The organism is Flavicella sediminum, from assembly GCF_006381105.1.
Classification (GTDB): Bacteria; Bacteroidota; Bacteroidia; order Flavobacteriales; family Flavobacteriaceae; genus Flavicella; species Flavicella sediminum.
Map to the genome: position 1 here is coordinate 1 of NZ_VDET01000002.1, position 24,474 is coordinate 24,474.

Genomic DNA, 24,474 nt, shown 5'->3' on the forward strand with positions numbered 1-24,474 from the left:
TACATGTTTTTCCAAGCCATGCTCCTCTTCAACATACGCAAAAGCATATTGTAGCATGAATTTTAATCGGTCTTTTTGAAATAACGAAGTAGCGATCGAATTCGTAGCAGAGTTTGGATTTTTATTCGAGGCAAATTCTTTGGCATTTTTTATACTGATCAAATTAGTATCTTTCAGTACAAAATTTTCTATTTCCTCAGAAACTGGTTTTAATAATTCCCCTAAGTCAAACTGTTCTTCTTCTCTAAAATAGTTAAATATGGGTTTTCTATAATTAGTTGTGCTATAAAAAGCTCCTTCCAACATTTGCGTATCAGCATCATTGTAAGGCATATTGTTAGAAAAAACCATCAACTGTGTTAGGTTGATGAATTTTCTAAATTTTTTATTTTGAAAACGAGTTTGCATTCGCTTGTGTTCCGCTAAAATACCATCTCTATTATTTGGCTTTTTAACTTCAATAAAAACCAAAGGCATACCGTTAATCAACAGGATAATATCTGGTCGAAAATTATCATCGTCTTTTTCATAGGGCAACTCAGTAACCACATGAAAAGAATTATTAGTCTCGAAATTCTCAAAATCGATTAATTTAATTCCAGATTGATCTATTAGCTTGTTGTAAAATACTCTTCCTAAATCTTCATTTTCTAAAGTAAGAGAAATTTCATTGTAAAATCGCTCTGCTTCTTTTTGAGACAGGTTTGGATTTATTTTTATAAGTTGCTCGTAAAAAATAGCCGTAAAGATATTGGTGTTTGCATCCCAACTAGTATCCTTTAAAGATAAATAAGTATATCCTAACTGTATAAAATGTAATATGGAGGGAATTTTAACTCTAGAGTCTTCGTTGAATTTCATTTAATTTTTTGTTTTCAAAGCAAGCATTAAAAATAAATAAATATATCGGCTTTCCTATTTGTTAAGGTATTTACTTTTTACCAAATTACAGATTTTGTAGTATTTTAAAAAGGAAGTCTACATATTTTACTATTTCTACAATTTTATTTGACTATTTACAACAGAAATATTTACTTTAAGGCGAATTTCATTTTAAACAAAAAATTGATTACAAAACAACAAAGAAGAAATGAGCTTGAAAAAATCACGGGTTGTCTGACAGCCGTACTTCGCATCATTGCCAAAAAATTACAAGAAGGAAAAATCACCTCTCGCTTAGAATTGAATGAATTATTAGAAGCAAATTACAAAGGAGAAATTTATTTGAGTTTTATTGAATTGTTTAGCTACAACTGTACAGAACTTAATGCTATTGAAGTTACTGTTCAGTTAAAATTTATTAGTGAAATACTTCCTGCTTTTTCTTGTGGCATTGAAGGAGGCTTTATATTGAAAACACCTCACAATAAACCCGACAGTATTCCAATTCCACAAAGATTGTATGCAAAGGAAGTATTGAAAGAAGATGAGACTTATAAATAAAAACACCCAATTGCAACAGATCTGTTGCTTAGCACGTCACCCATCACTCTTACTTTCTTATTAGCAAAAAAAACCTGTTTCCTCAGTAAAACAAGGACTTCATCTATTTGCAACAACAGCAACAACCGCGTTGCAACAACAGCAACAAACATATTGCAACAATAGCAACAACAGCAACAAACGTATTGCAACAATAGCAACAACAGCAACAAACGCGTTGCAACAACAGCAACAACTTTGTTGCAACAATAAAAACAGTATTTTTCTATAGGTTCCTAACTAAAAAGTCTATGAAAAACACAAACAAGCTACCCTAGCAACTCACTTAACAAATCTTCTAAGTCTGAATTGTATTTATTTTCTTCTTTTAGTTGCGCATCACTTTTTCCTTCTGTCATATCCCAAATTGTAGCTTGAATATTATTGCTAAGGAACTTTTCTTTTTTGGCATTCATTATTTCAACAGCATTGTTGCTAATGTCTGGAATGATTAAAATTCGCTCTCCAGAAAGCACTTTCATTTTAGCATCGGTCAATCCATTAATACCTCCATACGACAACCAATTATAATTTGGAAAAACCATGGAACACACCAATGCCGTTTTTTCACTCTCTACTAAATTAATTGGCTTGTCTTCATTCAATAAATGCTCACCAAACAAACATGCGTAATATCCATCTTCATTTTTAAAAGGAACTTTAAAAACAGAAGTCCTTTTACCATTGTTAGTGTAATAGCTAATTTTATTTTTTTGAAATTTATACTCCTTATTCACATAAAAGAAAACTGTACCTCCATCTTTTGTTGATTTTAAATGGTATTTCTGAATAGCTTCTCTCACCAATTTAGTATCGTATTGCATTAACAGAAATTTGGTTAAATTATCTGTAGGATTTGAGTTATAATATTTTTCTATATCGTTTGGCTCTATAAATCTTTCTTTTTTTTCTGGTTGCAACTTCTCCTGTGGTAAACTTTCCAAAGAAATGCTGTAATCTTCATTTACATACTCCTGAAAACTACCCGCTAGCTCATTCCAAACAAATTTTCTTCCCTTCTCATCGACATATAAAGATGGAGGTTTCGTTATTTGTCCACATGAATGACAATAACCAAAGCGTAAGGGAAGATTCTTAAAATTCACAAATTTCCCATCCTTATTTTCTTTCCCACAACAAGGTGTTATGAGTGAAAAGTTTCTCTTTCTTTGAAAATCTATTTTGACTTCTATTTTTTTCAACATAATTGATATTATGGATTTACTTCGTGCAACTTGCAACTCACAACTTCGTTAAAAAACGCTATACAATATTAATATACTGACACTTACGCCTAAAAACAGCTTACTTGCGAGTTGCAAGTTGCATTTCTAAACGCACCTTTTTAAATCTTCTTGATATAGATCCTTTATCTTTTCCTGTAATCTCGGCAACAGCTTTTTGTTCTGCATTATTTTTTATTGCAAGCTTAACAATTTCATCTAGAGGTAATAATTCCTTATGTACCTGTGTTCGCTTAGCCAATAACATATTGAAATTGAGAAAATAAAATTCATTCAATAAAATCGCTAATTCCACCGTTTCTATATTCAATTTTGAAGCAAAAGTGCCTTCTGAAGAATTTTTCATCATATAACACACAATACAAAGCTTATGAATTGATATTTGCATTTTAGACATGTATTCTTCAATAATTGGCTTGGCTTTTTCTTGAGCACTAACCAAACCTTGAACATATTGAAAGAGTCGATCTTTTGCTTGGTCGGAAAACTCTATTTGAAATTCTTTTTTTGGCTCATCCTCTTTTTCACTTTGATTTTTATACGACAAAATAGTGCCCAAACAAGTATTGTAATTCTCAATAGCCTTTTCTGAAATACTCCCTCTAGATAGCACTAAATTTTTAGTACTTGGAAACACAACTAAAAGCCGATCTACAAAACCACTTTCCAAATTCCCTTTTCCAAATATTTTATCGATAAACTGAGTTTGTATACCTCCTATAAGTGTTGGATAAGATTCTGTCATTCTAAAACTTTCTGAACCAATCCTCGCTACATCAATTGAACTATTATTGTATCCTTCCAAAAACAATTCTCTATACTTAACACCATCCCTACTGTTAGGATTCCCCATTTTATCAATCAAAGTAAAAAGCTCATCTTGACAAATTCCTAACGACTTTGGATTGTCAAAATGAATTCTCTGAACCGCTTCAATTGTTGCATCTTTCACCAAAAGATGTTTTCTCTTAGGCTCCTGCCCTTCTTCTTTATTATAAGAGGTTAACTCCTCTCTATAGTTCTGATAATAAACATCATCTAATTCTTTTAACTTTTTAGTCGCAACTTTAATGGCTTCACTTTTAGCATCTCCTCTACTACCAATTATTGCAAAGTATAGATTCCCATAATTCTTAAACCCCAACTCTTCTATATAAAAAGTAGTCCCAATAGAGCTGCTCACGGCAAACAACATAGAGGACAACATAAATTCTTTGGGTATTCTTTTATGCTTATGAGATTCCTCCAAAAGAAACGTGAATTCTTTTGGTAATAAGTCTATTATTTTATCAAAACACCCTGATGCTTTTGACGAATCGGTGGCATGAAACTCTTTTAAGCTATCCTTAATTTCTTTGATTTTATTTATATCCATATCTAAAAAATTAATAGTTAATTCTTTTTAACGAACTTAAAATCTCTGACTTTTTAAATCGAATTTTATTTCCTATTCGATAACTAATCACAATTTTACTTTTTCGCCAAGCGGCTAAAGTTGGTAATGTAATCTTTAAGATATCACAAGCATCCTTACTTGTGATAAATTCATCTTCTGTGTCTATTTTTGATTTTTCTGTTTTCTCCTTTAAGATCAACTTTAATTCATTTAAAAATCTAGACGACATTCCTTCTAATAATTCCTCAAAAGAAATGCTTTCTATTTGTAAAAATTTATTTTTCATATTACTATATTTAATTATAGTAGCAAGAGAGCTAAATAAAGCAAGGTAAAATGGAGTAAAACGAAGAAAAAAACAAGTAAAAAAAAACCTTAAAAACTAGAAACACTAGTTTTTAAGGGAGCAAAAAATAATTTTAATAAAAAAACTAGTGAATCGGATTCTAAAATGCTGAAAAAAATGTGATTTTCACTAGTTTACTAGTTTTGCCTTTCTACTGATTTAGTAAAAAGTCAGTAAAAACTTTGTCAAATTCTTTAAAAACATCTTCTTCATTTGTAGTTGACGCCACTTGAATTTGAGCGTTTTTAAACGTATAAATTTCATTCTCTTTTAGAAAACTGTAATACCCCTTTGGCTTTTCATTTTTCCAAAATTTTCTAGATTTATAATACCTGTGCAATTTGCTGAAAAATGCATCATTTTGTTTCTTATTATTTTTATGAACTAAAAAACAAAACAACTCTTTTACTTGAGTGTTTAAGAATAATGAATCTTCATCCAAATCATCTAGTCCTTGTACATCAAAAACACTTTTCTTCTTAAGACCATCTATAAAATCAATTACTATAGTAACATATTCTTTTACGTCAGTCATTTCAAATTGTCCCTTAAGCTTAGACAAGCCATGCTGAATAAAATAATTATAAGGTATATAAGACAGTTCATTCTGCTTTTTCTGTAAGAAAGAATTCAAACTATTAATTTTACTACTCTCTTTTGATCCTATCTCATCAATGAAATACGCAAAAAACAAATGCTGCATCAAAACCAGATAGCAAGAATAAAAACCATTGTACAAATCAAACTCTCTATGTATCTGTTGATTATTTTCATCTTTATATTCAATACTCCCCTTTCCTATTTTATTTTCTAGCTGTATTTCTTCAAATCGATCTTTAAACACAACGGCAAGCTCAATCTCTTGATCAATTCTATAAATATCCTTATACACCTCTACCAGAACCTCATTAATATTAAAATCCGCAAAAGGAATAGATCCGTTGAAAGTATTAATAACCTCCAAGACATTGGGAAAAGCTTCCCTCACAGATTTATTGAATTTCGTATCAAACTGTTCAGATTCTAAAATTGAAAGATTACTAATTTTGTTTCTGTAATTCATAGGTTAATTTTTAAAAAATTTATGATTCGAAATTCTTTCCGCAAACTCTTCTTTACTAATTTTTATATATGTCAGAAAACTCTTCTCTGTTTTATGACCTGATAACTGCATAATAGCCAGACTATCCATTCCTGATTTATAGGCGTTAGAGCAAAATGAACGTCTTGCAGAATGAGAACTTATCAATGTGTGTTTTGGCTTATCGTCCTTTTGCCGTATCAATTCTTTAATCTCCGCTTTTTCAGCAATTTCCTTTATCGTTAAATTAATATCTTGTTCGTTTACGAACTTTGGAGACTTTCCGTTTCTTTTTAATAAAATTTTCTCAATAATTGGATGAATTGGAATGATCACATCTGTATTTGTTTTCGTCTGTTTCATTACAAAACATCTTTTGCCATTAAACTCCTGTATATTTTCAGCTACCAACTTTTTCCAATCAGAAATTCGTTGCCCCGTAAACGCTCCTATTAAAAATAAATCTCTTACTCGATCATCAATAGAATCAAACTTTAATTCTAAGAGTTCTATTTTTTTCAATTCTTCGTTCGTCAAGTAAACCTGAAAACTATCTTCTTTAAGGACTTTAAAATACTTATGCCTATGACCTGAACACTTAGTAAATCCATCTTCCAGAGCCGAATTCATAAACATCTTAATGTTTTTAAGATGTTTTCCTATCGTATTCGGACTCATCTCATGTGAATCTTCTAAATACGCGACAAAAGCATAATAAAATTCTATATTAATCGATTCGAATGAAATTTTATACCGCAAAGAACTTTCAAAACTCTTAATCAGATCCAACGTCCTCTCATACGACTGCCAAGTGACCTTTGCGACTCTTTTCTTTGAATTCTCTATAAGTAGGTCTATGTATTGGTAAAACCCCGCTACGACCACTTTACTTGACCTTCTTTGAAAGAAAACATCTAGTTTCTCCTTTACATTCTCTTTTGACAACTCATTACCAACTTTAAGCTTTAGATATTCGTTTTCAGTATACGATTTGATTTTAGCAAGCTTGATATTAATCAAATCCTTGACACCTTCAACTTCTATCTTATTTCTTACTTTTTGATTTTTTGAATCCCAGTATTTTGGAGCGATCTTTAAACCTGTAGAATAAACTAAATCCTTTTTATTAGGTAATAAGATTTTTAGACTTATCGGAGTTTCATTTAAAGTAGATTTATTTCGTAAAAAAAAGTTTAAGGAAGCCATAAATGTGTTTTTTCAATGCCTGATAAACTTAAACAAAAATAACACCGTACCGAAATATGTACCGAAAATAGTTTTATTTACCTTTATTTCATTTTAGTCTACTTTCTAAGAAAAACACTGCAAACCCTCTTTAACATTAAGAAATCTGAAAAAAGAGCATAAAAAAAGGGAAGTATAAACTTCCCTTTTGCGGTCTGGACGGGACTCGAACCCGCGACCCCCTGCGTGACAGGCAGGTATTCTAACCAGCTGAACTACCAGACCGTTGCTGTTAGCGGTTGCAAATATAGAACATTTCATTGTTCTGACAAGTACTTTTCTTGTTTTTTTTCATTTATTTTTTGAATCCACTTGCAAGGTTAGTTTTCTTAACGAAGCCAAGTAATCTTCGATACTATCTACATCGCTAAGGATTAAATTATTACTTACTGAAATTGATTCTGAAGCATATTTTTCTAGTATTTTTTTCGCCCCCCTATCTCCGGAAAGTTTTTTTAAATCTTCAAAGTATGCTTTCGGAATCACGGCAGGAACCCCGAATTTAGTAGTATACAGACTAGAAATGATTTTACTTTTGTTTTGTTCCGCTGACTGTAATAATTCATTCAAATAAGAAGTTAACACAAATGGTTGGTCGGCTAAGAGAATTAAAACATGTGTATAGTTCTTATATTTTTCTAATTCTTTTATTCCAAAACTTAAACTACTCCCAATACCTAAGTTCCAATTTTCATGAAATAACGGCGTTATAGGATATTTAGCTATAGATTCTTTAATTTTTTCATAGTTAGCTCCTAACACTACAAAAACATCATTATCACCAGTGCCTGTAGCCTGTTCAATTGCATTGCCTAACAAAGTAGTCGCTTTCCAAGCTAGTAATTGTTTTGGCCGTTTCATCCTACGAGAACCTCCCGCGGCCAATATTAAAATGGCTGTTTTATTTTTCATTGAAAAATTTTACAGACTTTAGATCTCTATCATGAATAGAACCTTTTTTATCTTGTAAATGGTATGCCTTTTTACCCTGACTTACAGCTATAATTTCAGAAATAATAGAAATTGCAATTTCCTGAGGAGTTTCTCCTCCAATATTTAAACCTGCGGGTCCGTAAATGCTTTCTAAAAAAGCATCTGTTACGTCAAAATGATATTCTATAAAAGACGAAAGCATTTGTTCTTTTCTTTTAGAAGGACCTAACAAACCAATATACATCGGCTCGGTATTTTTCAATGCTTTCAAATACAATACATCTTTTGCGTAATTATGATTCATTAACACAAAAGCTGTTTGTTTGTCAATACCTTCTATAGAAAAATCATCTGCCGATACTTTTACTAAATGACTTGCTCCTGGGAAATTTTGTTTTTCTTTTCTTGAATCTGAAGCGGCAACAATCCAAACTTCCCAACCCAAACAACTTGCTTGTGTACATAAACTAACAGCATCGTGTTCGGTTCCTATAATAATCAGCCGGAAACAAGGAAGTAATTTTTCTTTAAATTCTAAAAAACTAGTACGCTCATTTATCAATCCCTCTTTGGAAGAAAACGAATAAAAGTCTTCTTTCCTACTAAATGAAATAATACTTCCACATTGTATATGCGCTGTATCCTTATTATAAAAAGTACTTATTTCAAATGCATGACGAGCATCAATACTTTTTTTTATGCTATCAATTACTTCTTTCTTTGGAGAAAAAACTTCTAACAAAACAAACAAAGTACCTTCACATCCCAAACGAAAACGCCCGTCATACGTCATTAATTTAGAGTTTCCTGTTTTAAAAACTGTTTGTGCTTGCCGAATGACTTCTTTCTCAACACAACCTCCACTAATTGCACCTACAATTTGTTTGTTTTCCAAAACCAACATACGCACCCCCGCTCCTCTATATGAAGAACCGTCTACAGAAACAACAGTTGCCAAAACAGTTTTTATTCCGGCTTGGTTTGCTATTGTATAGGCTTCAATTATATGTTTAAATTCGTGTGTCATGAAATATTTAATTCCCAGTTTTTAATAAAGGGTTGTTTTCTTAACCTTATTCCCATAGCTGCTTTTATCGCATTTGCTACTGCCGCTGCTGCTGGAGGTAAAGTCGGCTCTCCCAAACCTGTTGGCGCTTCATCACTATCTATAAAATAAGTTTCTACTTGAGGGGTTTCACTCATACGAATCAAACGATAGCGATCATAATTTGAACTTTGAGGAGTTCCATTTTTCAAGTCTAAATCTCCATACATAGCATGGCCGATTCCATCTATAACGCCACCCTGCATTTGATTTTTTGCTCCTAGTGGATTCACCACAATTCCACAATCTACTACGCAATAAACTTTTGTTACCACTGGCATTCCTTCTTTCACCACAACCTCAGCTATTTCAGCAACATGTGTGTTATGACTGTAATAAGCGCTAAAACCTTGAAAGGTTCCTTTTGGAGCATTTCTCCAATTGGACTTTTCTTTCACCATTTTAATGACTTCTAACATTCTTTTTGGTGAATATTCCATTCTATTATCAGAACTATCGGCCGCATTTAATAAATCTATTCTTAGTTGAATTGGATCTATTTTTAATTCTTCGGAAACTTCATCTAAAAAAGTTTGTTCAGCACAACCTAAAAAATTGGAAATAGGGGCACGCCAAGCCATTGTTGTGACTTTACTTCTTAATTTAGCGACTTCTACTTTATAATTTTTCACAGAGCCAGCCGGAAAAAAATTGGCTCTACTTTTATTTATATTTCCTCCAATAGCCGCTTCTTTTATATGATAGGCTGCTATTTTTCCATTCTTTAAACCTGCTTTAAATCTATATTTAACTTTTGGTCTGTAAAAACCTGCGGTCATATCATCTTCCCTAGAAAAAATTAATTTTACGGGTTTTTGAATGATACTAGATATTTCAGCAACTTCTAAAACAAAATCATTTTTTAATCGCCTACCAAAACCACCACCCATACGGGTCATTTCTAATAAAACCTCATCTGGTGAACGCTTTAATAATTTGGCCACTCTATTGGCACTTCCTTCCGGTGTTTGAATAGGTCCTACCAAATGTATTTTATCTGCAGTTACATTTGCATAAAAATTCATCGGTTCCATGGTATTGTGCGGCAAAAATGGAGCTTCGTAAGTTCTTTCTATGACACGATCAACTTTGGAAAAAGCAGTTTCTAAATCACCATCCATACGAACCGTTTTTAGCTTCACTCCTTTTATACTGCCTCCTTCTAACAAGGTAATTAAATCTTCGTCTTGTTTTTCTGTATTTTCTAAAGTAGAATTTGAAGACCAGTTAGCCGTAATTGCTTTCTTTCCTAAAAAGCACAGCCAAGTACTTTCACCTATCACAGCAATCTTATCGCCAAAACGGATGACATCGATTACTCCTTTTATTTTTTTTGCTTCAGCACTTTCAAAATTTAGTAGTTTTTGCCCAAATGCCGGTGGTCTTATAACCGAAGTATACAACATACCCGGTGTTTTAAAATCGATTCCAAACAAAGGTTTTCCTTCTGTAATTTTAGAAGAATCAACATTTTTTATATCCTGACCGATGATGTTAAAATCTTTGGTTTTCTTTAAAGTTACATTTGTTGGAATTTCTAACTTAGCCGCTTCCACAACCAAATCGCCATAACCTATTTTTTTACCTGAACTATGAATGACAAACCCGTTTTTAGTTTGACAACTAGCTATTGAAACTCCCCATTTAGTTGCTGCAGCTTGTACCAACATAGCTCTTGCCGTTGCTCCAGTTTGACGTAAAGGCAACCAAGCAAAACGTATAGATTGACTACCTCCTGCTACTTGTCTTGTATAATTTTTTGTATCTAACTTTCCTTGTGCTACGGTTACATCCTTCCAAGCTACATCCAACTCTTCAGCAATAAGCATGGGCATAGATGTTTTTACTCCTTGACCTATTTCAGGGTTTGGTGAAAAAATAGTGACTTTTCCATTCAACGCAATTTTTATAAAGGCATTGAAATCTTGGTAATTCAAATTAGAAACAGCATCCGTAAGTAAGCTTTCTGGATTTACAGCTTTTATCAAATTAAATCCGAAAAGAATTCCACCACTTGCCAAAAGCGACGTTTTCATAAACGACCTTCTGTCTACATTATTTTTTTTATTTGTATGCATCGCTTCGTTTTAAGAGTTAGATTTCATTTTTTCAGCAGCAGAAACTACGGCTTCTTCAATTCTATTATAGGCTGCACAACGACAAATATTTCCATGCATTGCCATTCTAACATCCTCTGAGGAAGGATTTTTATTTTGCTCTAAAAAAGCAGAAGCCGTCATTATTTGACCAGCCTGACAATATCCACATTGTGCAACATCAAGCTTGTTCCATGCTTCTTGAACTGGATGGTTGTTATTTTCAGACAAACCTTCTATAGTTGTTATTGCACTATCACCAACCATAGCCACCGTTAGCAAACAACTTCTTGTAGCATAACCATTTAAATGAACTGTACAGGCACCGCACTGCCCAATACCACATCCATATTTTGTTCCTACCAAATCCAAAGAATCACGTAAAACCCACAATAGTGGGGTGCTATCATCCACATCAACTGTGTGAATTTTATTATTGATTCTCAATTTAAAAACACCCATAATTAATTCCTTATTTGTTAAATGATCTTTCCCTTATGCAAATTGTCATTTGCAAAGACTTACAAATGACAATTTCTTATTTAATCTTGAAGTTTTTAAACTTCTTGTAGCTTGCCACTAAACTAAGCTGCAAAACCTACTTGAACTTCTTCAATATTACCCGACACTATCTAAATTTTGCCTGCTAAAGTTAAATATTATATTTTAAAGTAAACATTAAATAACGAGGCTGTACAAAATACTCAATGGTTGATATACTATTTTGAACTTCTGAAATATTATCTCTGTTAATGGAATTTGTTTGTAATAAGTTAGTTCCTGAAATTCTATACTCCCATTTGGAACCTTTTTTTCTAAATGTCAAATCGGCTTTTAAGAAACCATAATGATTAGAAATTGTTTCTGCTTTGTCTTTGTAATCAAAATACTCATAATCTGCAGTAAAAATAAAGTGCTTTAAAAACAAGGCATCTACATTTACATAAGGTTTGTCTGTATAAAAAACTCGATCGCCGTAATCATTGATACTTTTTGTATATCCTACTTTTATATTAGGTGCATTGTTAAAATTGGTTCCTACATCACCGCCATAATTATAACTAGTTACCTCATTCAACAATAAATTTGTTTCTCCAGCATTGTTTGTTCTAAAATTGTAAAATTTAGAAAGTGAACCATTGGCTTTTAAGTTTACTTTTATTTTTCTGAACGTTCTACCATATCTAAAGTTTGAAGACAAGGTCTCATCTGGTAAATTCGAGTTTTGTGAAGTAGCTACTTGACCTACTCCATTAAACTCAGTACTGTTTTTTATATCATTTTCCTTTTTGTTATAAGAAATAGAAGCGTTGATATTGGTATAATTATACATAATAAAGCTAAAATAACTCAATGAATAACTATGATAAATAGCGCTTTCTAAATTTCTATTTCCTTGATAAACCGAATTGTAATTATTAAACAATAGTCCTTCCGATAGTTTATTTATATCCGTAAACTGATTGGTCATTAAATACCTAAAACGTAAACTTTCAGATTGTTTGAACTGATAGTTGGCATAAAAATCAGGTAAAAGCTTTGTCAAATTATTTGTATTTGTGGTCGCCAATTGCCTGTCTACTGTTTTGTATTGATGCAATTTAACTCCCGGTTCAAAGGTGAACTTGCCTGTAATAAATTTATAGTGAAAACCTGCGAAAAAATCAGAGAATTGAAATTTCACGTCGTTTCCAAAAGAAGCATCTGTAAAATTATTCACCGTTTTATCATCCAACAATTGAAATAAATCAGAGTTAAAATTCTGTGTGCTTAGTAAAGTCCCTAAGGTAAAATTTAAATGACTTTTAGCATTTAGCACATAAAAATAATTAAGCTTTGCATCAAACTTTCCAGTTGTTGTAATTTTATTTTGCGTTAAATTAAACTTCGATTCTTCGGTCTCTAAATACGGACTTAAATGTTCTTGTACATTTAACAAATCAGAAATTGAATTGAACAACGGACGCTCTTTTTGTGCCATGTATTGTGCTTCAAAAGCCAAAATATTTTTATCATTTATGGTTTTATAAATATTTAAATTCTGCGTAAACACAAAAGGATCGTCTTCTTTTAAGGTCTTTATACCATTCGAATTTGGATTACCATCAATAAACGTATCCGACGAAAGAGAATCTGCTTGTTGTTGTTTCGAAATTTTTAAAAACACATCATAATCTAATTGATAATTTGCACTTGGTTGGTATTTTGCACTCAGTTTTAGCAAGGTTAAATCACTTTCTTGTGAAGTAGTGCTACTTACTTTCTCTGTATTCAAATTATCACGAAACAATTTATTTGTAGTTTGTTCCATTTCAGTTTCTGTACCTGAATAAATTCCAAATCCGCTAAGGTCTAATTTATCATTAGGTTTATGACTAAAGTTAGAGGCCAAGAATTTTGTATTGATATCTTTGGCTCTGTTATTTTGTAAAGTCGACAAACCAATTCCGTTAGAACCTACATTGAATGAGGTTCCTCCTCTTGAAGATACATTTCTGAAACCTCCGGTAAATCGGTAATAATCTCTAGTAGTAAAGGGCACTTCACCAATATTATTGGCATCTGTTAATAAATTGATACTTGTTTTCGGACTGTAGTAAAAAACTTTAGGATGAATTAAATAACGTTCATCTGCTCCTGCACCGGCAGTTACTTCACCAAACCAAAACTTGTCTTTTCCTTCTTTTAAGCGAATATTAATTGCAATATTGTCTTCATTGTTAGAAACGCCCTTCATTTGAGAAACCTCATTGTAATTTCTCAAGACTTCAATTTTAGACAAGGCGTTGGCAGGAATATTTTGAACGGCAATTTTAGAATCCCCATCAAAAAAATCTTTTCCTTCCACCATTACTTTCGTCACTTTTTTCCCTTCAACCTCTATTTCACCATCTTCATTTACAACAACACCAGGTAATTTATCCAAAACATCGCCCAATTTTTGTTCGGTTCCGTTTTTAAAAGAATCGGCATTGTAAACAATCGTATCTCCTTTAATAGTCACCGGCATTTCATAAGCAATTTCCACTTCGTTTAATAAATTAGAAGCTTCTTTTAGCAATACATCTTGGGTAACTTTTTTTGTTGCGTTTGTCAAGTCAACGAGTATGGTTTCTGTATCAAAACCGATATAACTCACTTTTAATTCGTACTTAAATTTAGCAGGTAAGCTTAAGTGATATTCTCCTCTAGGATCTGTAATGGCATAATTTTCCATGGCATTTGTTTCCAAATTAAAAGCTATAACATTGGCCATATCTAAACCTACACCTACACTATCTTTTACGATTCCTGAAACTTTTATAGTTTGACCAAAGGTTACCTGCAACAAGCATAGAAACACAAAGGAAAGGAATGTTGATTTTTTCATCATTATTTTTTTTTAGTATTTTGTTTTATCTTCTTGGTCCTCCTGGTCTACCTCCGCCAGATCTTCCACCACCTTTTCTAAATCTTTCTCTCAGTTCTGCTGTTTTTTCTTGCACTATTTTCTGAAAATCTTCATCGCTAATTTTTTTTCCTTTTTTAGGCGCTTTTAATTCTTTCTTATCGTTAACATTCATCACCACTTTGGTACAAATAATTTGTGTATCTCCAGCATTTACTCCTAAAATTAAACCTGGCAATCCCCAATATTTATCAGGTCCCATACTAACAGGAATCATTGGTGTATACCAAACGGTAACCAAAACCATTTCTTCCTTTTCTTCCTTTGGTTTTTCTTCACCTTTTTCTGGAGGAGGCCCCATTGTTTTCTTTACTGTTTTGATAAAAGTACTTGCCTTAAAGCAAGTATATTTTCCAATTTGTTTGGTTTCCTTTTCCAATTTCCAGTTAAAGTCTTCTAACTTTTCTTCTATTAAAAAATTCTTTCCAAAAAACTCCACTGCTCTTTTGCTTTCTTTAGAGGCTGTATTCTTATAATACTCACCCGTTAAAGCGCCTCCAAAAACAGAAGCAAACATCCTACCTCTTGTGCTTTCTCCTGGCCCTGCCAATTTTTCTTCTTCTTGATAAATAGATTCTGTTTTATTAAAACTAAGCTCGTATGTTTTTTCTGAAAAATCTTTCATTCGTTTTAACATCCGTGCTTTCGCATCTTCAGGAATTTTTCTTCCTCCAAAATCAAAGTCTACTTTGGTTTTAGACATATAAACAACCTTCCCTTGAAAATCTTGCGCCTGAGTTGTATAGGCGAACGAGCATGCTGCAATTGCAAACAATAAAATTCTTTTTAATTTCATCTTTATGTATTTAGTACGAAACAAATATAGACGCTTCCTTGAATAATAATAGTTAACGTGTGTTAATTCAGCTTTGCATAGGAAAATAGACGCATAAATTGCCTTATTTTTGACCTATGAAACGGAATCAAAACATTTGGATAATTGTATTTATTAGCTGCACTATTGTGTTGACTATTAGTGCGCAGGTGTACACCAACATCCGTCAGTACGACACCAATAGACATTTACTATATAAGCAAGTGCACTTTTGTTTAGACAAAGCAGTAGACACTTATTTTGCCAATGTGGCCAAGGGAGGAATTCTTTCTTTAACCTCTGAAGACACGGAAGACCCTAATAAAACCATTACAGAAACTTTAAGAGTAAAGGATCGTTTTTCTGAAAGTATCAAGTCAAAAATTGATAGTACCTTGCAAATACTTTCAAAAACGGACACGACAAAAACCTATATTATTTCGCCAATACATGGCGATAAAAAGTCGTCAAAAAATATTTACAATTATAAAAAAAGAATCCCGAAGCACTTAGACAAATTAATTTCTAAAGTGTATGTTTCATTTACAAAAGACTCTTTAGATTTAAAGAAATTAGATAAGTATTTAGCACGAGACCTAAAAAGAAAAGGTCTAAATTTAAACTATGCATTAAGTTATACGCACCGTAGATATGGTGATGATACTGTAAAGATATCCAAATTACATTTTGAAAATTTCCCGAAAAAACATATCAGCGTTACTTCAAACTCTTCTTATTTACCGCACAAAGGAGGCAAGTTAAAAATTCATTATACCGATGAAACTACTTTTCTGTTAAGACGCTCCTTAAGAGACATCTTTTTTTCTTTAGTGCTTTCACTAAGTATTATTTCTTGTTTGCTGTATTTACTTTACACTATAAACAAGCAAAAGAAAATTGCCGCTATTAAAAATGATTTTATTAGCAATATGAGTCATGAATTTAAAACGCCAATTGCCACAATTAGTGCCGCTTTAGAAGCTATAAAGAATTTCAACAAAACAAATAACACCGCCAAAACAGAAAAATATATTGACATGTCTGCTGTACAGGTTCAAAAACTAAATGAGATGGTGGAGAAAATACTAGACATTGCAACCCTGCACTCCGATAAATTAGTCATAGAAAGAAAACCCACAGATTTGGTGCAACTTTTAAGAAACTGTACCAACAAGCATCAATTAATTTCGCCAGACAAAGTATTTCTTTTCAAACCAAATATTGAAAAACTAAATTATAATGTCGATACTTTTCACTTTGAACATGCCATCGACAATTTATTGGACAACGCTATTAAATATGGAGGAACGGAAATTACTGTTTCAATTACTGCTGAAAACAATACTATTTCTATTCGCATTCAAGACAACGGAATTGGCATAGACAAAAAACATAAACATAAAATATTTGATCAATTTTTCCGAATTCAAAAAGGAAATATACACGATACCAAAGGCTTTGGAATTGGCTTGTTTTACACAAAAAAAATAATTGAAAAACATGAAGCCACCATAGAAATTGAAACCGAAAACACAAAATTGACCAGCTTTAAAATTGATTTAAAAAATGAGTAATCCCATAAAAATTATATTGGCTGAAGACGAACTTTCTTTAGGCGAAATCTTAACGGACAGTTTGGAAAGTAGAGATTTTGACGTGCTTTGGTGTAAAAACGGGCAAGAAGTATTGGAAGCTTACGAAAAAGACAAACCCGAATTATTGGTATTAGATGTCATGATGCCTATTTTAGACGGTTTTAGTGTTGCCAAAAAAATTAGAGAAACAGATGCAGATACGCCCATTATATTTTTAACAGCAAAATCGCAAACCAGTGATGTGGTAGAAGGGTTTGATTTAGGCGGTAACGATTACCTTAAAAAGCCTTTTAGTATGGAAGAATTAATTGTTAGAATTCATGCATTACTAAGGCGAAATGGTCGCCAAGAAAGTCTACAAATAGGACACTATTTTTTTGAATTTAAAAAGCAAATCCTAAAACACAATTCAAAAGAATTTTCTTTAACACATAGAGAAGCTCATCTATTGTTTCATTTATACCAAAATAAGAATGATGTTTTGGATCGTTCTTTTATTTTGAAAAAACTTTGGGGGAATGACGATTTTTTTAATGCCCGAAGTATGGATGTATTCATTAGTAAATTAAGAAAAAAACTTATCTTAGACAGCAACATTAAAATTATCAATGTTAGAGGCTATGGCTATAAACTAATTTGCTAAAACTACATGAAATTTTTACTGACTTGCATAGCTCTTCTTTTTATTACTTTTGGAAACGCACAAATTGAGACGAGCTTACAAAGTACAAAATCATTAAATGCAGATCGTTTTGTTGGTATAGATCAATTTAACAACACCTACTCTATCAAAAACAATAGCTTCTTTAAAAACGAGGAAAAAACCTATACAAACTTTTCTTTAGGAACAATTACTTCCGCAGATATTAGCAATCCTTATAAGATCGTTTTGTTTTACGCCGATTTTAACACGGTTATTTTATTAGACAACCAACTAAACGAAACAGATAAAATTACATTTGACTACAATGTTTTGTTTGCAAGAAAATCTGGCGCCAATAATTTATGGATTTTTAATCGAGATGAAGCGCTTGTGGAAGTCTATAATTACAAAAGCAACACTATTGAAAACAAAACAAGTCCCCTTTTAAACATCCATTTTTCTGCTATGAGAAGTAACTTGAATGAAGTTTTTATGCAATCGGACTCGTTAATAAACACGTATGATTATTTAGGAAATCAAGTAGCAAGCACTCCTATAAAAACTATGGACGATTTTGAAATAGACAACAAACGTATTATCTATCTTAAAAACAAGCAACTGTATCTTCATGACAAATCAAGAATAGAAAAAATAAAAATTTCTATTTCAAACATGGTCAATTTCCAATTTACGAACAATGATTTATATATCTTTGACGGGCAAAAAGTCAATCATTTTATACTAAATAAAAATGACTAAATTAGCCTTTAAATTATTAAGATCTATTCAATGCACATAGCAATAGCAGGAAATATAGGAGCAGGAAAAACGACCCTAACTAAATTATTAGCAAAACATTACCATTGGGATTCTCATTTTGAATCTGTAGACGACAATCCGTATTTGGATGATTTTTATAGTGAAATGGAACGTTGGTCATTTAATTTACAAGTCTATTTTTTAAATACACGTTTCAATCAAATTTTAAAAATTCAAAAGAGTGGTAAAAATATCATTCAGGATAGAACGATTTATGAGGATGCAAAAATTTTTGCACCCAACCTACACGCTATGGGTTTGCTAACCAATAGAGATTATAAGAATTACAATTCCTTATTCGACTTAATGGAAAACTTGGTAACTCCTCCTGACTTATTAATTTATTTACGAGCAGATATCAAAACTTTGGTAGGGCAAATTCACAAAAGAGGAAGAGCCTATGAAAACACCATAAGCATTGATTATTTAAGTCGCTTAAACGAACGCTATGAAGCTTGGGCAACGCAATACACCAAAGGAAAATTATTAATTATCGATGTTGATGCAATTGATTTTGTAGAAAACCCAGAAGACTTAGGCTCTATTATAGACCGGGTAGATGCGCAGATCAATGGTTTATTTTAAACCCAATATTACACTATAAAAAAAGCTTCTCAATTTTTGAGAAGCTTTTTTACTTTTGTTCGATATTTTATTTAACAATCATTTTCCTTTTTTATCGTAGCATACGTTTCAAATAGCTTTATAAACGAAACTTCCTGTGTTTTTGCTTCTTCTAATTCTACCTCCTTAGAAATCTCTACTTTTATTTCTTCTGAAGGAGTAGTAAGTTCAATGGACTCAATCGCATTGTTTTTTTCATTTACATAGGTAACAAGTGCTGCTTCATTTGCAATACTTGGCGCAATAACCAAAGCCACAACCGACATTAATTTCAATAAAATATTTAAAGAAGGACCCGATGTATCTTTAAACGGATCACCAACCGTATCTCCAACTACCGATGCTTTATGCGCATCTGTTCCTTTTTTCCCTTGTTCTTCAATTGTTTTTTTAGCATTGTCCCAGGCTCCACCAGCATTTGACTGAAAGATGGCCATTAGCACACCACAAGTAGTTACACCTGCTAACAAACCTCCTAACATTTCAGCTCCACCAATAAAACCAACAGCGACTGGAACGGCAATAGCCAATAAACCCGGTAAAACCATTTCTTTAATAGAAGCCTTTGTAGAAATATCTACACATTTATCATATTCAGCAACACCATCTGCAGCATCAAAAATAGCTCTATCTTCTTCAGAGGCTTTGCTCATGTCTGAATCATATTTACGCATAACTGTCAATGCCGCTTTTAATTCTGGTATGTCTCTAAACTGACGACGAACCTCTTCAATCATTGCCATGGCAGCTCTACCAACAGCATTCATAGACAAGGCAGAAAACACGAAAGGTAACATTCCTCCAACTAACAATCCTGCCATAATTTGAGGCTGCGAAACATCAATAGCGGTTACATTTGCTGTTTTCATAAAAGCCGCGAACAAAGCCAAAGCTGTTAATGCAGCAGAGGCAATCGCAAATCCTTTTCCTACAGCTGCAGTAGTATTACCTACAGCATCTAATTTATCCGTACGTTCTCTTACTTCACTTGGCAATTCTGCCATTTCAGCAATTCCACCTGCATTGTCACAAATAGGTCCGTAAGCATCTACAGCCAATTGAATACCTGTATTTGCCAACATACCCACAGCAGCAATAGCAATTCCATATAGACCTGCAAAATGATGCGACACCATAATGGCCGCCGCAATTAATAAAATAGGAACTGCGGTAGACATCATGCCTACACCCAAGCCAGCAATAATATTTGTTGCCGCTCCAGTTTCAGATTGCTCTACAATTGACATCACCGGTTTTTTACCCGTTGCCGTATAATATTCTGTTATTTTTCCAACACCTAATCCTGCTACCAAACCAGCAATAGTTGCCCAAAACACGCCCATAGCACCAAAAGGCAATTCAGCATGAGCTTCAGGTATCAAAGCATTGATAATAAAATAAGATGCAACCACCATTAATCCAGCCGAACCAAATTCCCCAATATTTAAAGCTGTTTGCGGATTTCCTCCATCTTTTACTTTTACAAAGAAGGATCCTAGAATAGACATCACAATTCCCACGGCTCCAAGAACCAGTGGCAAATACACGGCTCCTAATCCACCCACAATATCTGGTGTAACAATAAAAGCTCCCAAAACCATGGTACCAATAATTGACCCAACATAAGATTCAAACAAATCGGCGCCCATACCTGCGACATCTCCCACATTGTCACCTACATTATCGGCAATCGTTGCTGGGTTCAAAGGATGATCTTCAGGAATACCTGCCTCAACTTTCCCTACCAAGTCGGCACCAACATCGGCAGCTTTGGTATAAATACCTCCGCCCACACGCGCAAACAAAGCTATAGAAGAAGCTCCTAAAGAGAAACCTGAAAGTACATTTAACACCATGGCTAAATTTTCAGCTCCTGGCCAAATATTTTGATAGATAGCAAATAACCCGCTTAGGCCTAAAATACCCAAACCAACAACACCTAATCCCATAACAGCTCCACCTGCAAAAGCAACTTCTAAAGCTCTTCCTAATGAAGTTCTTGCAGCCTGGGTCGTTCTTACATTTGCTTTGGTTGCTACTTTCATACCAATAAAACCTGCCAAGGCAGAACAAATAGCTCCTATAATAAAAGAAACGGCGACCATTCCACTAGACCCCACTTCAGCATCACCTTTAAAATATAATAAGACAGCTACTGCTGCCACAAAAATTGCTAAAACTTTATATTCGGCTTTTAAAAAAGACATGGCCCCATCGGCAATATTTTTTGCGATACGAGCCATTTTTTCATTTCCTTCTTCTTGTTTAGAAACCCAAGTATTTTTCACAAATACAAAGGCCAAAGCCAACACCCCAAAGAGGGGTAAATAGTTCACGATTACTTCCATTTTTAAGTTTGATTTAGTTTAACAAATTGGTTTAAAGCTCCCTAAAGTAATGAAATATAATTGATAAAAAAATACCGTATCTAATTTAATAGATACGGTATTTATATTTATTTGATCAAAAATCAATTTTAAATAGAAAAATCTCCTTTTGCTTTATGCTCACTGTTATTATATCTGTCAACACATTCGATGTAGATTTTTTTAGCTTCTTCAGCATCACCCCATCCACCTGTATCTACTTTTTTCTTTTCTAAATCTTTGTAAACTTTAAAGAAATGTTCGATCTCTTTTAATCTATGTGGATTTAAATCTGCAATATCTCTTTTATTATTCCAAATAGGATCTGAAACAGGTACACAAATAATTTTTTCATCTGGTCCTTTTTCATCCGTCATATGGAAAACTCCGATTGGACGAACTTCCATTACTACCATTGGGTAGGTTGGTTGGTGTCCTAAAACTAAAACATCTAAAGGATCTTTATCTAAGGCTAAAGTTTGTGGAACAAACCCGTAATCACCTGGATACATCATAGAAGAAAACAACATTCTATCAAATCTAATTTTTTGCAAATCAAAATCAAATTCGTATTTGTTTCTACTTCCTTTAGGAATTTCAATTAATACATCAAAAGTTTTTACTTCTTCCTCGCTCATAATTTATTGGTTTTTAGCTTACTAATTAATTCCTGCAAAAATACGAAAAATATAAACTTAAGCCTTCATATTAAAAAGAAAATCCGAAGGATCCCTTTACGCCAAAGTTATGAGAACCCGGCACATCAAGGTAGGTTCCTCTCCATAAAAACTCTATTTTGAATACTTTTAAAATATTTCCTATTCCGGCACTGTATTCAATATATATGTCTTCAGGAGTTTTATAAATGACATTAGATTTGTTTAAATCTTTATTTTCTTGCGAAACAGATCCCCATACACTTCTAACTCCAACTATTTCTCTTAGGTTTAGTTTTTTAAGAAGTGGTATACGATTGAATATACGACCATTAAAATTATGTTTGAATTTTAAGGTTGTATAAGTATCTGTAACAAACTCATAATAATTCAACAAACCAAAAGTATTGCTAATAGTAAAATAAGATTGATTTCCAGGAACCACACTTAACAAACCTAAAGGTACTTTTCCAAACGTTTTACCCGCTTCTAAAGTCACCTTTGAAGCTCCAAGACCTCCAATTTGAAAAGGCTGACTGTAATAAAACTGAGCTTTGTAATAATCAAAATCACTTTTGTTAAATTTAAAACCTTTTGAATAACTTAGAAAAAGTGTTGGAAAATTACTATTCACATTTTTCAATTCAACACCAGCACCCACTGTTTTTCTTTTAGGTGTATATTCTAATGAAATAGAAGCTTCTAATTCATTTGTATTGGTTTGAATATTTCCTTCACTATCAATATAATTTAAATTAAAATCTCCAGAGCCAGGTGGTTTTAATGTTTTATACGAAGATCCTACTTTAATTTCTAGGTTTTTCTTTAAATTTGCTGCCAACGAAATAGTCGACAAATTTACATTAGTCAACTGATCAGACGGACCACTTGCCAAAAAAGCTGAAGAAGCAAAACTTCTTCCCATCACATCATTTGAAGTGGTTAAGCTAACCCCAATTTGCTCCAAATCTCGTCGTTTTCCTAATTCTAGTATCCAACGATTTTTCTTTCGGAACATCCATTTCCAAGATACTCCATACTTGAATTTTTTGTCTTTCAACCCATATGCCGTATATCCTTGAATTCGCCATAAATCATTTGGACCAAAATACGTTCTACCTCCTACTCTTAGTCGCCAACCTTCAATATCATTGACACCTACCGAAGAAAACACCGGGCCAAAATCAAACTTATTAAAACTAATATATCCTGTGGCCAATATAGAGGCTAAATTGTACATTCTTTTAAACTTTGGTACCGTATTTAGCGTATCTAACATACTGTACACACCTTCCTCGTTTTTATTTAGTTTTTCAAATCTATTCTCCTTCCAATAACTATCAGATTTGTTATGAATACTATCTGCATACACATCAGAAACCACATCGTAAAAAGCGATATCTTTCGGAATATCAAAATTATAATTGTTATAAAGCGTTGTTCGTTTTCCGTAAAACCCTCTCGATTTTTCTTTTTTCGTCAGACTGAAATCAGATTGGATATAATCCTTTTTTAATAAGAAGATTGAATCACTAAGGACTTCATATTTTTGCTCTATATACAAATCTTTGATCCAGTTAATATTGGCACTTTTAGAAGCTTCCATATTAATTTCCTTCACCGCAAAGGTTGTATCATTTACCCAAAAATCTCCTTTAAAGGTTAAGGTACCTGTCCGTCTTGGATAATACACAATATTATAACACCATTTTCCCTCAATAAACGTACTGTCTGCCAAAACATAATTATAGGTATTTACACCTGTTTTAGACAAAGGGCTTGTAAAACTTTTATTAAACAGTTTGATATAATTATCGTAAATATCATATTCTACATACAAATCCTTTACAAAGGAAATAACATATTGATTCCCTTGAAATCCGGAGTTTTTATTAGCCTGTAAATCCTCTTTAAATTTAGTGGTCGGTTTATTTAAACCATAGGTTTTGTAAAAAGCTTCGTTAATAAAGATGGGTAAAAACGATTTTCCAGTGACTCTAGAGGTATCTATATGATCAAAGACAAATTCCATCCCTTTGAAAATTCTACTTTTCATTAGAGTACTGTCGATATTGTTCATATCAAACTCTATCTTTTCATATTTATCGTATTGATATTGCTTGTGTAAATACACCCCATTCTTTTTCTTTTTAGCCCATATTTTTTTTAAAATATCAATAGCAGGATTTCCTTTTACTTTTTGTTTTCCTGAATAAATAACGACTTCATCCAAACTTGAAGCTTCATCTTTTAAGACAATATTTAAATCGTAATTATTCGTTTTGGTCAAAGGAATTGTTTTTGTTTCATAACCTAAAAAGGAAACGATCAATGCAGGATAGCTATTTGTAGATTCAATATAAAAAGTTCCCTTTTCATCTGTTATTTCTCCAATGGAGGAATTCTTCAAAACAATGGTAGCATAAGGAATTGGATTGCCAGAAGTATCTGTTACAATACCCTTTACTCGAACTTGAGCAAAAAAGAGATTACTTATTAGTAAGAAAAATAAAACGATATTTTTTTTCATGCGTTTCTCTAAAAAAAATTCCTTTCTGAAACAGAAAGGAATTTATATAAC

The 24,474-nt window shown here is 32.6% G+C and carries 20 protein-coding genes and 1 tRNA gene; 5 read left to right on the top strand and 16 right to left on the bottom strand.

Annotated elements, in window-relative coordinates:
- Positions 1–861: type I restriction endonuclease (locus FGM02_RS00910; RefSeq protein ID WP_243739319.1), on the bottom strand; the 861-nt coding region annotated here is incomplete at its 3' end.
- 204 nt (positions 862–1,065) lie between these two features.
- Here FGM02_RS00910 and FGM02_RS00915 point away from each other — a divergent pair.
- Complete coding sequence (locus FGM02_RS00915; protein WP_139956046.1) at positions 1,066–1,443, top strand: hypothetical protein; 378 nt, start codon at positions 1,066–1,068, stop codon at positions 1,441–1,443.
- Positions 1,444–1,751: 308 nt separating this feature from the next.
- On the opposite strand, the gene FGM02_RS00920 is transcribed toward FGM02_RS00915, so the two are convergent.
- From FGM02_RS00920 to FGM02_RS00975, 12 genes are all read right to left on the bottom strand, one after another.
- Complete coding sequence (locus FGM02_RS00920) at positions 1,752–2,687, bottom strand: DUF6371 domain-containing protein (RefSeq protein WP_139956048.1); 936 nt, start codon at positions 2,685–2,687, stop codon at positions 1,752–1,754.
- A 100-nt stretch (positions 2,688–2,787) separates the two neighbouring features.
- Positions 2,788–4,101, bottom strand: a complete 1,314-nt coding sequence (locus tag FGM02_RS00925) for a DUF3987 domain-containing protein (protein ID WP_139956050.1) — start codon at positions 4,099–4,101, stop codon at positions 2,788–2,790.
- Positions 4,102–4,111: 10 nt separating this feature from the next.
- Entirely contained in the window at positions 4,112–4,408 is a 297-nt protein-coding gene (locus FGM02_RS00930) for a helix-turn-helix domain-containing protein (protein ID WP_139956053.1), read from the bottom strand.
- Between the two features lie 211 nt (positions 4,409–4,619).
- Positions 4,620–5,531, bottom strand: coding sequence for a hypothetical protein (locus FGM02_RS00935; RefSeq protein WP_139956055.1), 912 nt, complete (start codon positions 5,529–5,531; stop codon positions 4,620–4,622).
- 3 nt (positions 5,532–5,534) lie between these two features.
- The gene (locus FGM02_RS00940; RefSeq protein ID WP_139956057.1) at positions 5,535–6,755 is read right to left on the bottom strand and encodes a site-specific integrase; all 1,221 of its coding nucleotides are present in this window, start codon (positions 6,753–6,755) and stop codon (positions 5,535–5,537) included.
- Between the two features lie 190 nt (positions 6,756–6,945).
- Positions 6,946–7,019 (bottom strand) — tRNA-Asp (locus FGM02_RS00945).
- A gap of 66 nt (positions 7,020–7,085) precedes the next feature.
- The gene (locus FGM02_RS00950; protein ID WP_139956059.1) at positions 7,086–7,706 is read right to left on the bottom strand and encodes a nucleotidyltransferase family protein; all 621 of its coding nucleotides are present in this window, start codon (positions 7,704–7,706) and stop codon (positions 7,086–7,088) included.
- Positions 7,696–8,754 (bottom strand): XdhC family protein, encoded by a 1,059-nt coding sequence (locus tag FGM02_RS00955; protein WP_139956061.1) that lies wholly within the window; start codon positions 8,752–8,754, stop codon positions 7,696–7,698. The genes FGM02_RS00950 and FGM02_RS00955 overlap by 11 nt, the downstream gene beginning before the upstream one ends.
- On the bottom strand, positions 8,751–10,910 hold the full coding sequence (locus FGM02_RS00960) for a xanthine dehydrogenase family protein molybdopterin-binding subunit (RefSeq protein ID WP_139956063.1): 2,160 nt from the start codon (positions 10,908–10,910) through the stop codon (positions 8,751–8,753). Before FGM02_RS00960 ends, FGM02_RS00955 begins: the two co-directional genes overlap by 4 nt.
- A 9-nt stretch (positions 10,911–10,919) precedes the next feature.
- Entirely contained in the window at positions 10,920–11,390 is a 471-nt protein-coding gene (locus FGM02_RS00965) for a (2Fe-2S)-binding protein (protein ID WP_139956065.1), read from the bottom strand.
- 190 nt (positions 11,391–11,580) lie between these two features.
- On the bottom strand, positions 11,581–14,301 hold the full coding sequence (locus FGM02_RS00970) for a carboxypeptidase regulatory-like domain-containing protein (RefSeq protein ID WP_243739320.1): 2,721 nt from the start codon (positions 14,299–14,301) through the stop codon (positions 11,581–11,583).
- A gap of 22 nt (positions 14,302–14,323) precedes the next feature.
- Positions 14,324–15,172 (bottom strand): GLPGLI family protein, encoded by an 849-nt coding sequence (locus FGM02_RS00975; RefSeq protein ID WP_139956067.1) that lies wholly within the window; start codon positions 15,170–15,172, stop codon positions 14,324–14,326.
- 116 nt (positions 15,173–15,288) lie between these two features.
- Here FGM02_RS00975 and FGM02_RS00980 point away from each other — a divergent pair, with 116 nt between their 5' ends.
- From FGM02_RS00980 to FGM02_RS00995, 4 genes are read left to right on the top strand one after another with little or no spacing between them, the layout of a single operon-like run.
- The gene (locus FGM02_RS00980; protein WP_139956069.1) at positions 15,289–16,764 is read left to right on the top strand and encodes a sensor histidine kinase; all 1,476 of its coding nucleotides are present in this window, start codon (positions 15,289–15,291) and stop codon (positions 16,762–16,764) included.
- Positions 16,757–17,428: a response regulator transcription factor gene (locus tag FGM02_RS00985; protein ID WP_139956071.1), complete on the top strand. Its 672-nt coding sequence runs from the start codon at positions 16,757–16,759 to the stop codon at positions 17,426–17,428. Before FGM02_RS00980 ends, FGM02_RS00985 begins: the two co-directional genes overlap by 8 nt.
- Before the next feature lie 6 nt (positions 17,429–17,434).
- On the top strand, positions 17,435–18,187 hold the full coding sequence (locus tag FGM02_RS00990; protein WP_139956073.1) for a hypothetical protein: 753 nt from the start codon (positions 17,435–17,437) through the stop codon (positions 18,185–18,187).
- 30 nt (positions 18,188–18,217) lie between these two features.
- Positions 18,218–18,832, top strand: a complete 615-nt coding sequence (locus tag FGM02_RS00995; RefSeq protein WP_139956075.1) for a deoxynucleoside kinase — start codon at positions 18,218–18,220, stop codon at positions 18,830–18,832.
- Between the two features lie 71 nt (positions 18,833–18,903).
- Here FGM02_RS00995 and FGM02_RS01000 read toward each other — a convergent pair whose 3' ends face one another.
- The 3 genes from FGM02_RS01000 to FGM02_RS01010 all read right to left on the bottom strand — a co-directional run bounded on the left by FGM02_RS01000 (position 18,904) and on the right by FGM02_RS01010 (position 24,423).
- Complete coding sequence (locus FGM02_RS01000) at positions 18,904–21,219, bottom strand: sodium-translocating pyrophosphatase (RefSeq protein WP_139956077.1); 2,316 nt, start codon at positions 21,217–21,219, stop codon at positions 18,904–18,906.
- A 128-nt stretch (positions 21,220–21,347) separates the two neighbouring features.
- A complete protein-coding gene (locus FGM02_RS01005) occupies positions 21,348–21,875 on the bottom strand; it encodes an inorganic diphosphatase (protein ID WP_139956079.1) in 528 nt (175 codons plus the stop codon).
- A gap of 70 nt (positions 21,876–21,945) precedes the next feature.
- The gene (locus FGM02_RS01010) at positions 21,946–24,423 is read right to left on the bottom strand and encodes a DUF5686 and carboxypeptidase-like regulatory domain-containing protein (RefSeq protein ID WP_139956081.1); all 2,478 of its coding nucleotides are present in this window, start codon (positions 24,421–24,423) and stop codon (positions 21,946–21,948) included.
- Between the last annotated feature and the right edge of the window lie 51 nt (positions 24,424–24,474).

Coding starts and splice junctions, on each gene's coding strand:
- FGM02_RS00975 (WP_139956067.1), bottom strand. CDS start 15,172: ATGAAATTAAAAAGAATTTTATTGTTTGCAATTGCAGCATGCTCGTTC.
- FGM02_RS00950 (WP_139956059.1), bottom strand. CDS start 7,706: ATGAAAAATAAAACAGCCATTTTAATATTGGCCGCGGGAGGTTCTCGT.
- FGM02_RS00995 (WP_139956075.1), top strand. CDS start 18,218: ATGCACATAGCAATAGCAGGAAATATAGGAGCAGGAAAAACGACCCTA.
- FGM02_RS00925 (WP_139956050.1), bottom strand. CDS start 4,101: ATGGATATAAATAAAATCAAAGAAATTAAGGATAGCTTAAAAGAGTTT.
- FGM02_RS00930 (WP_139956053.1), bottom strand. CDS start 4,408: ATGAAAAATAAATTTTTACAAATAGAAAGCATTTCTTTTGAGGAATTA.
- FGM02_RS01005 (WP_139956079.1), bottom strand. CDS start 21,875: ATGAGCGAGGAAGAAGTAAAAACTTTTGATGTATTAATTGAAATTCCT.
- FGM02_RS00980 (WP_139956069.1), top strand. CDS start 15,289: ATGAAACGGAATCAAAACATTTGGATAATTGTATTTATTAGCTGCACT.
- FGM02_RS01000 (WP_139956077.1), bottom strand. CDS start 21,219: ATGGAAGTAATCGTGAACTATTTACCCCTCTTTGGGGTGTTGGCTTTG.
- FGM02_RS00955 (WP_139956061.1), bottom strand. CDS start 8,754: ATGACACACGAATTTAAACATATAATTGAAGCCTATACAATAGCAAAC.
- FGM02_RS01010 (WP_139956081.1), bottom strand. CDS start 24,423: ATGAAAAAAAATATCGTTTTATTTTTCTTACTAATAAGTAATCTCTTT.
- FGM02_RS00965 (WP_139956065.1), bottom strand. CDS start 11,390: ATGGGTGTTTTTAAATTGAGAATCAATAATAAAATTCACACAGTTGAT.
- FGM02_RS00970 (WP_243739320.1), bottom strand. CDS start 14,301: ATGATGAAAAAATCAACATTCCTTTCCTTTGTGTTTCTATGCTTGTTG.
- FGM02_RS00990 (WP_139956073.1), top strand. CDS start 17,435: ATGAAATTTTTACTGACTTGCATAGCTCTTCTTTTTATTACTTTTGGA.
- FGM02_RS00935 (WP_139956055.1), bottom strand. CDS start 5,531: ATGAATTACAGAAACAAAATTAGTAATCTTTCAATTTTAGAATCTGAA.
- FGM02_RS00940 (WP_139956057.1), bottom strand. CDS start 6,755: ATGGCTTCCTTAAACTTTTTTTTACGAAATAAATCTACTTTAAATGAA.
- FGM02_RS00960 (WP_139956063.1), bottom strand. CDS start 10,910: ATGCATACAAATAAAAAAAATAATGTAGACAGAAGGTCGTTTATGAAA.
- FGM02_RS00920 (WP_139956048.1), bottom strand. CDS start 2,687: ATGTTGAAAAAAATAGAAGTCAAAATAGATTTTCAAAGAAAGAGAAAC.
- FGM02_RS00985 (WP_139956071.1), top strand. CDS start 16,757: ATGAGTAATCCCATAAAAATTATATTGGCTGAAGACGAACTTTCTTTA.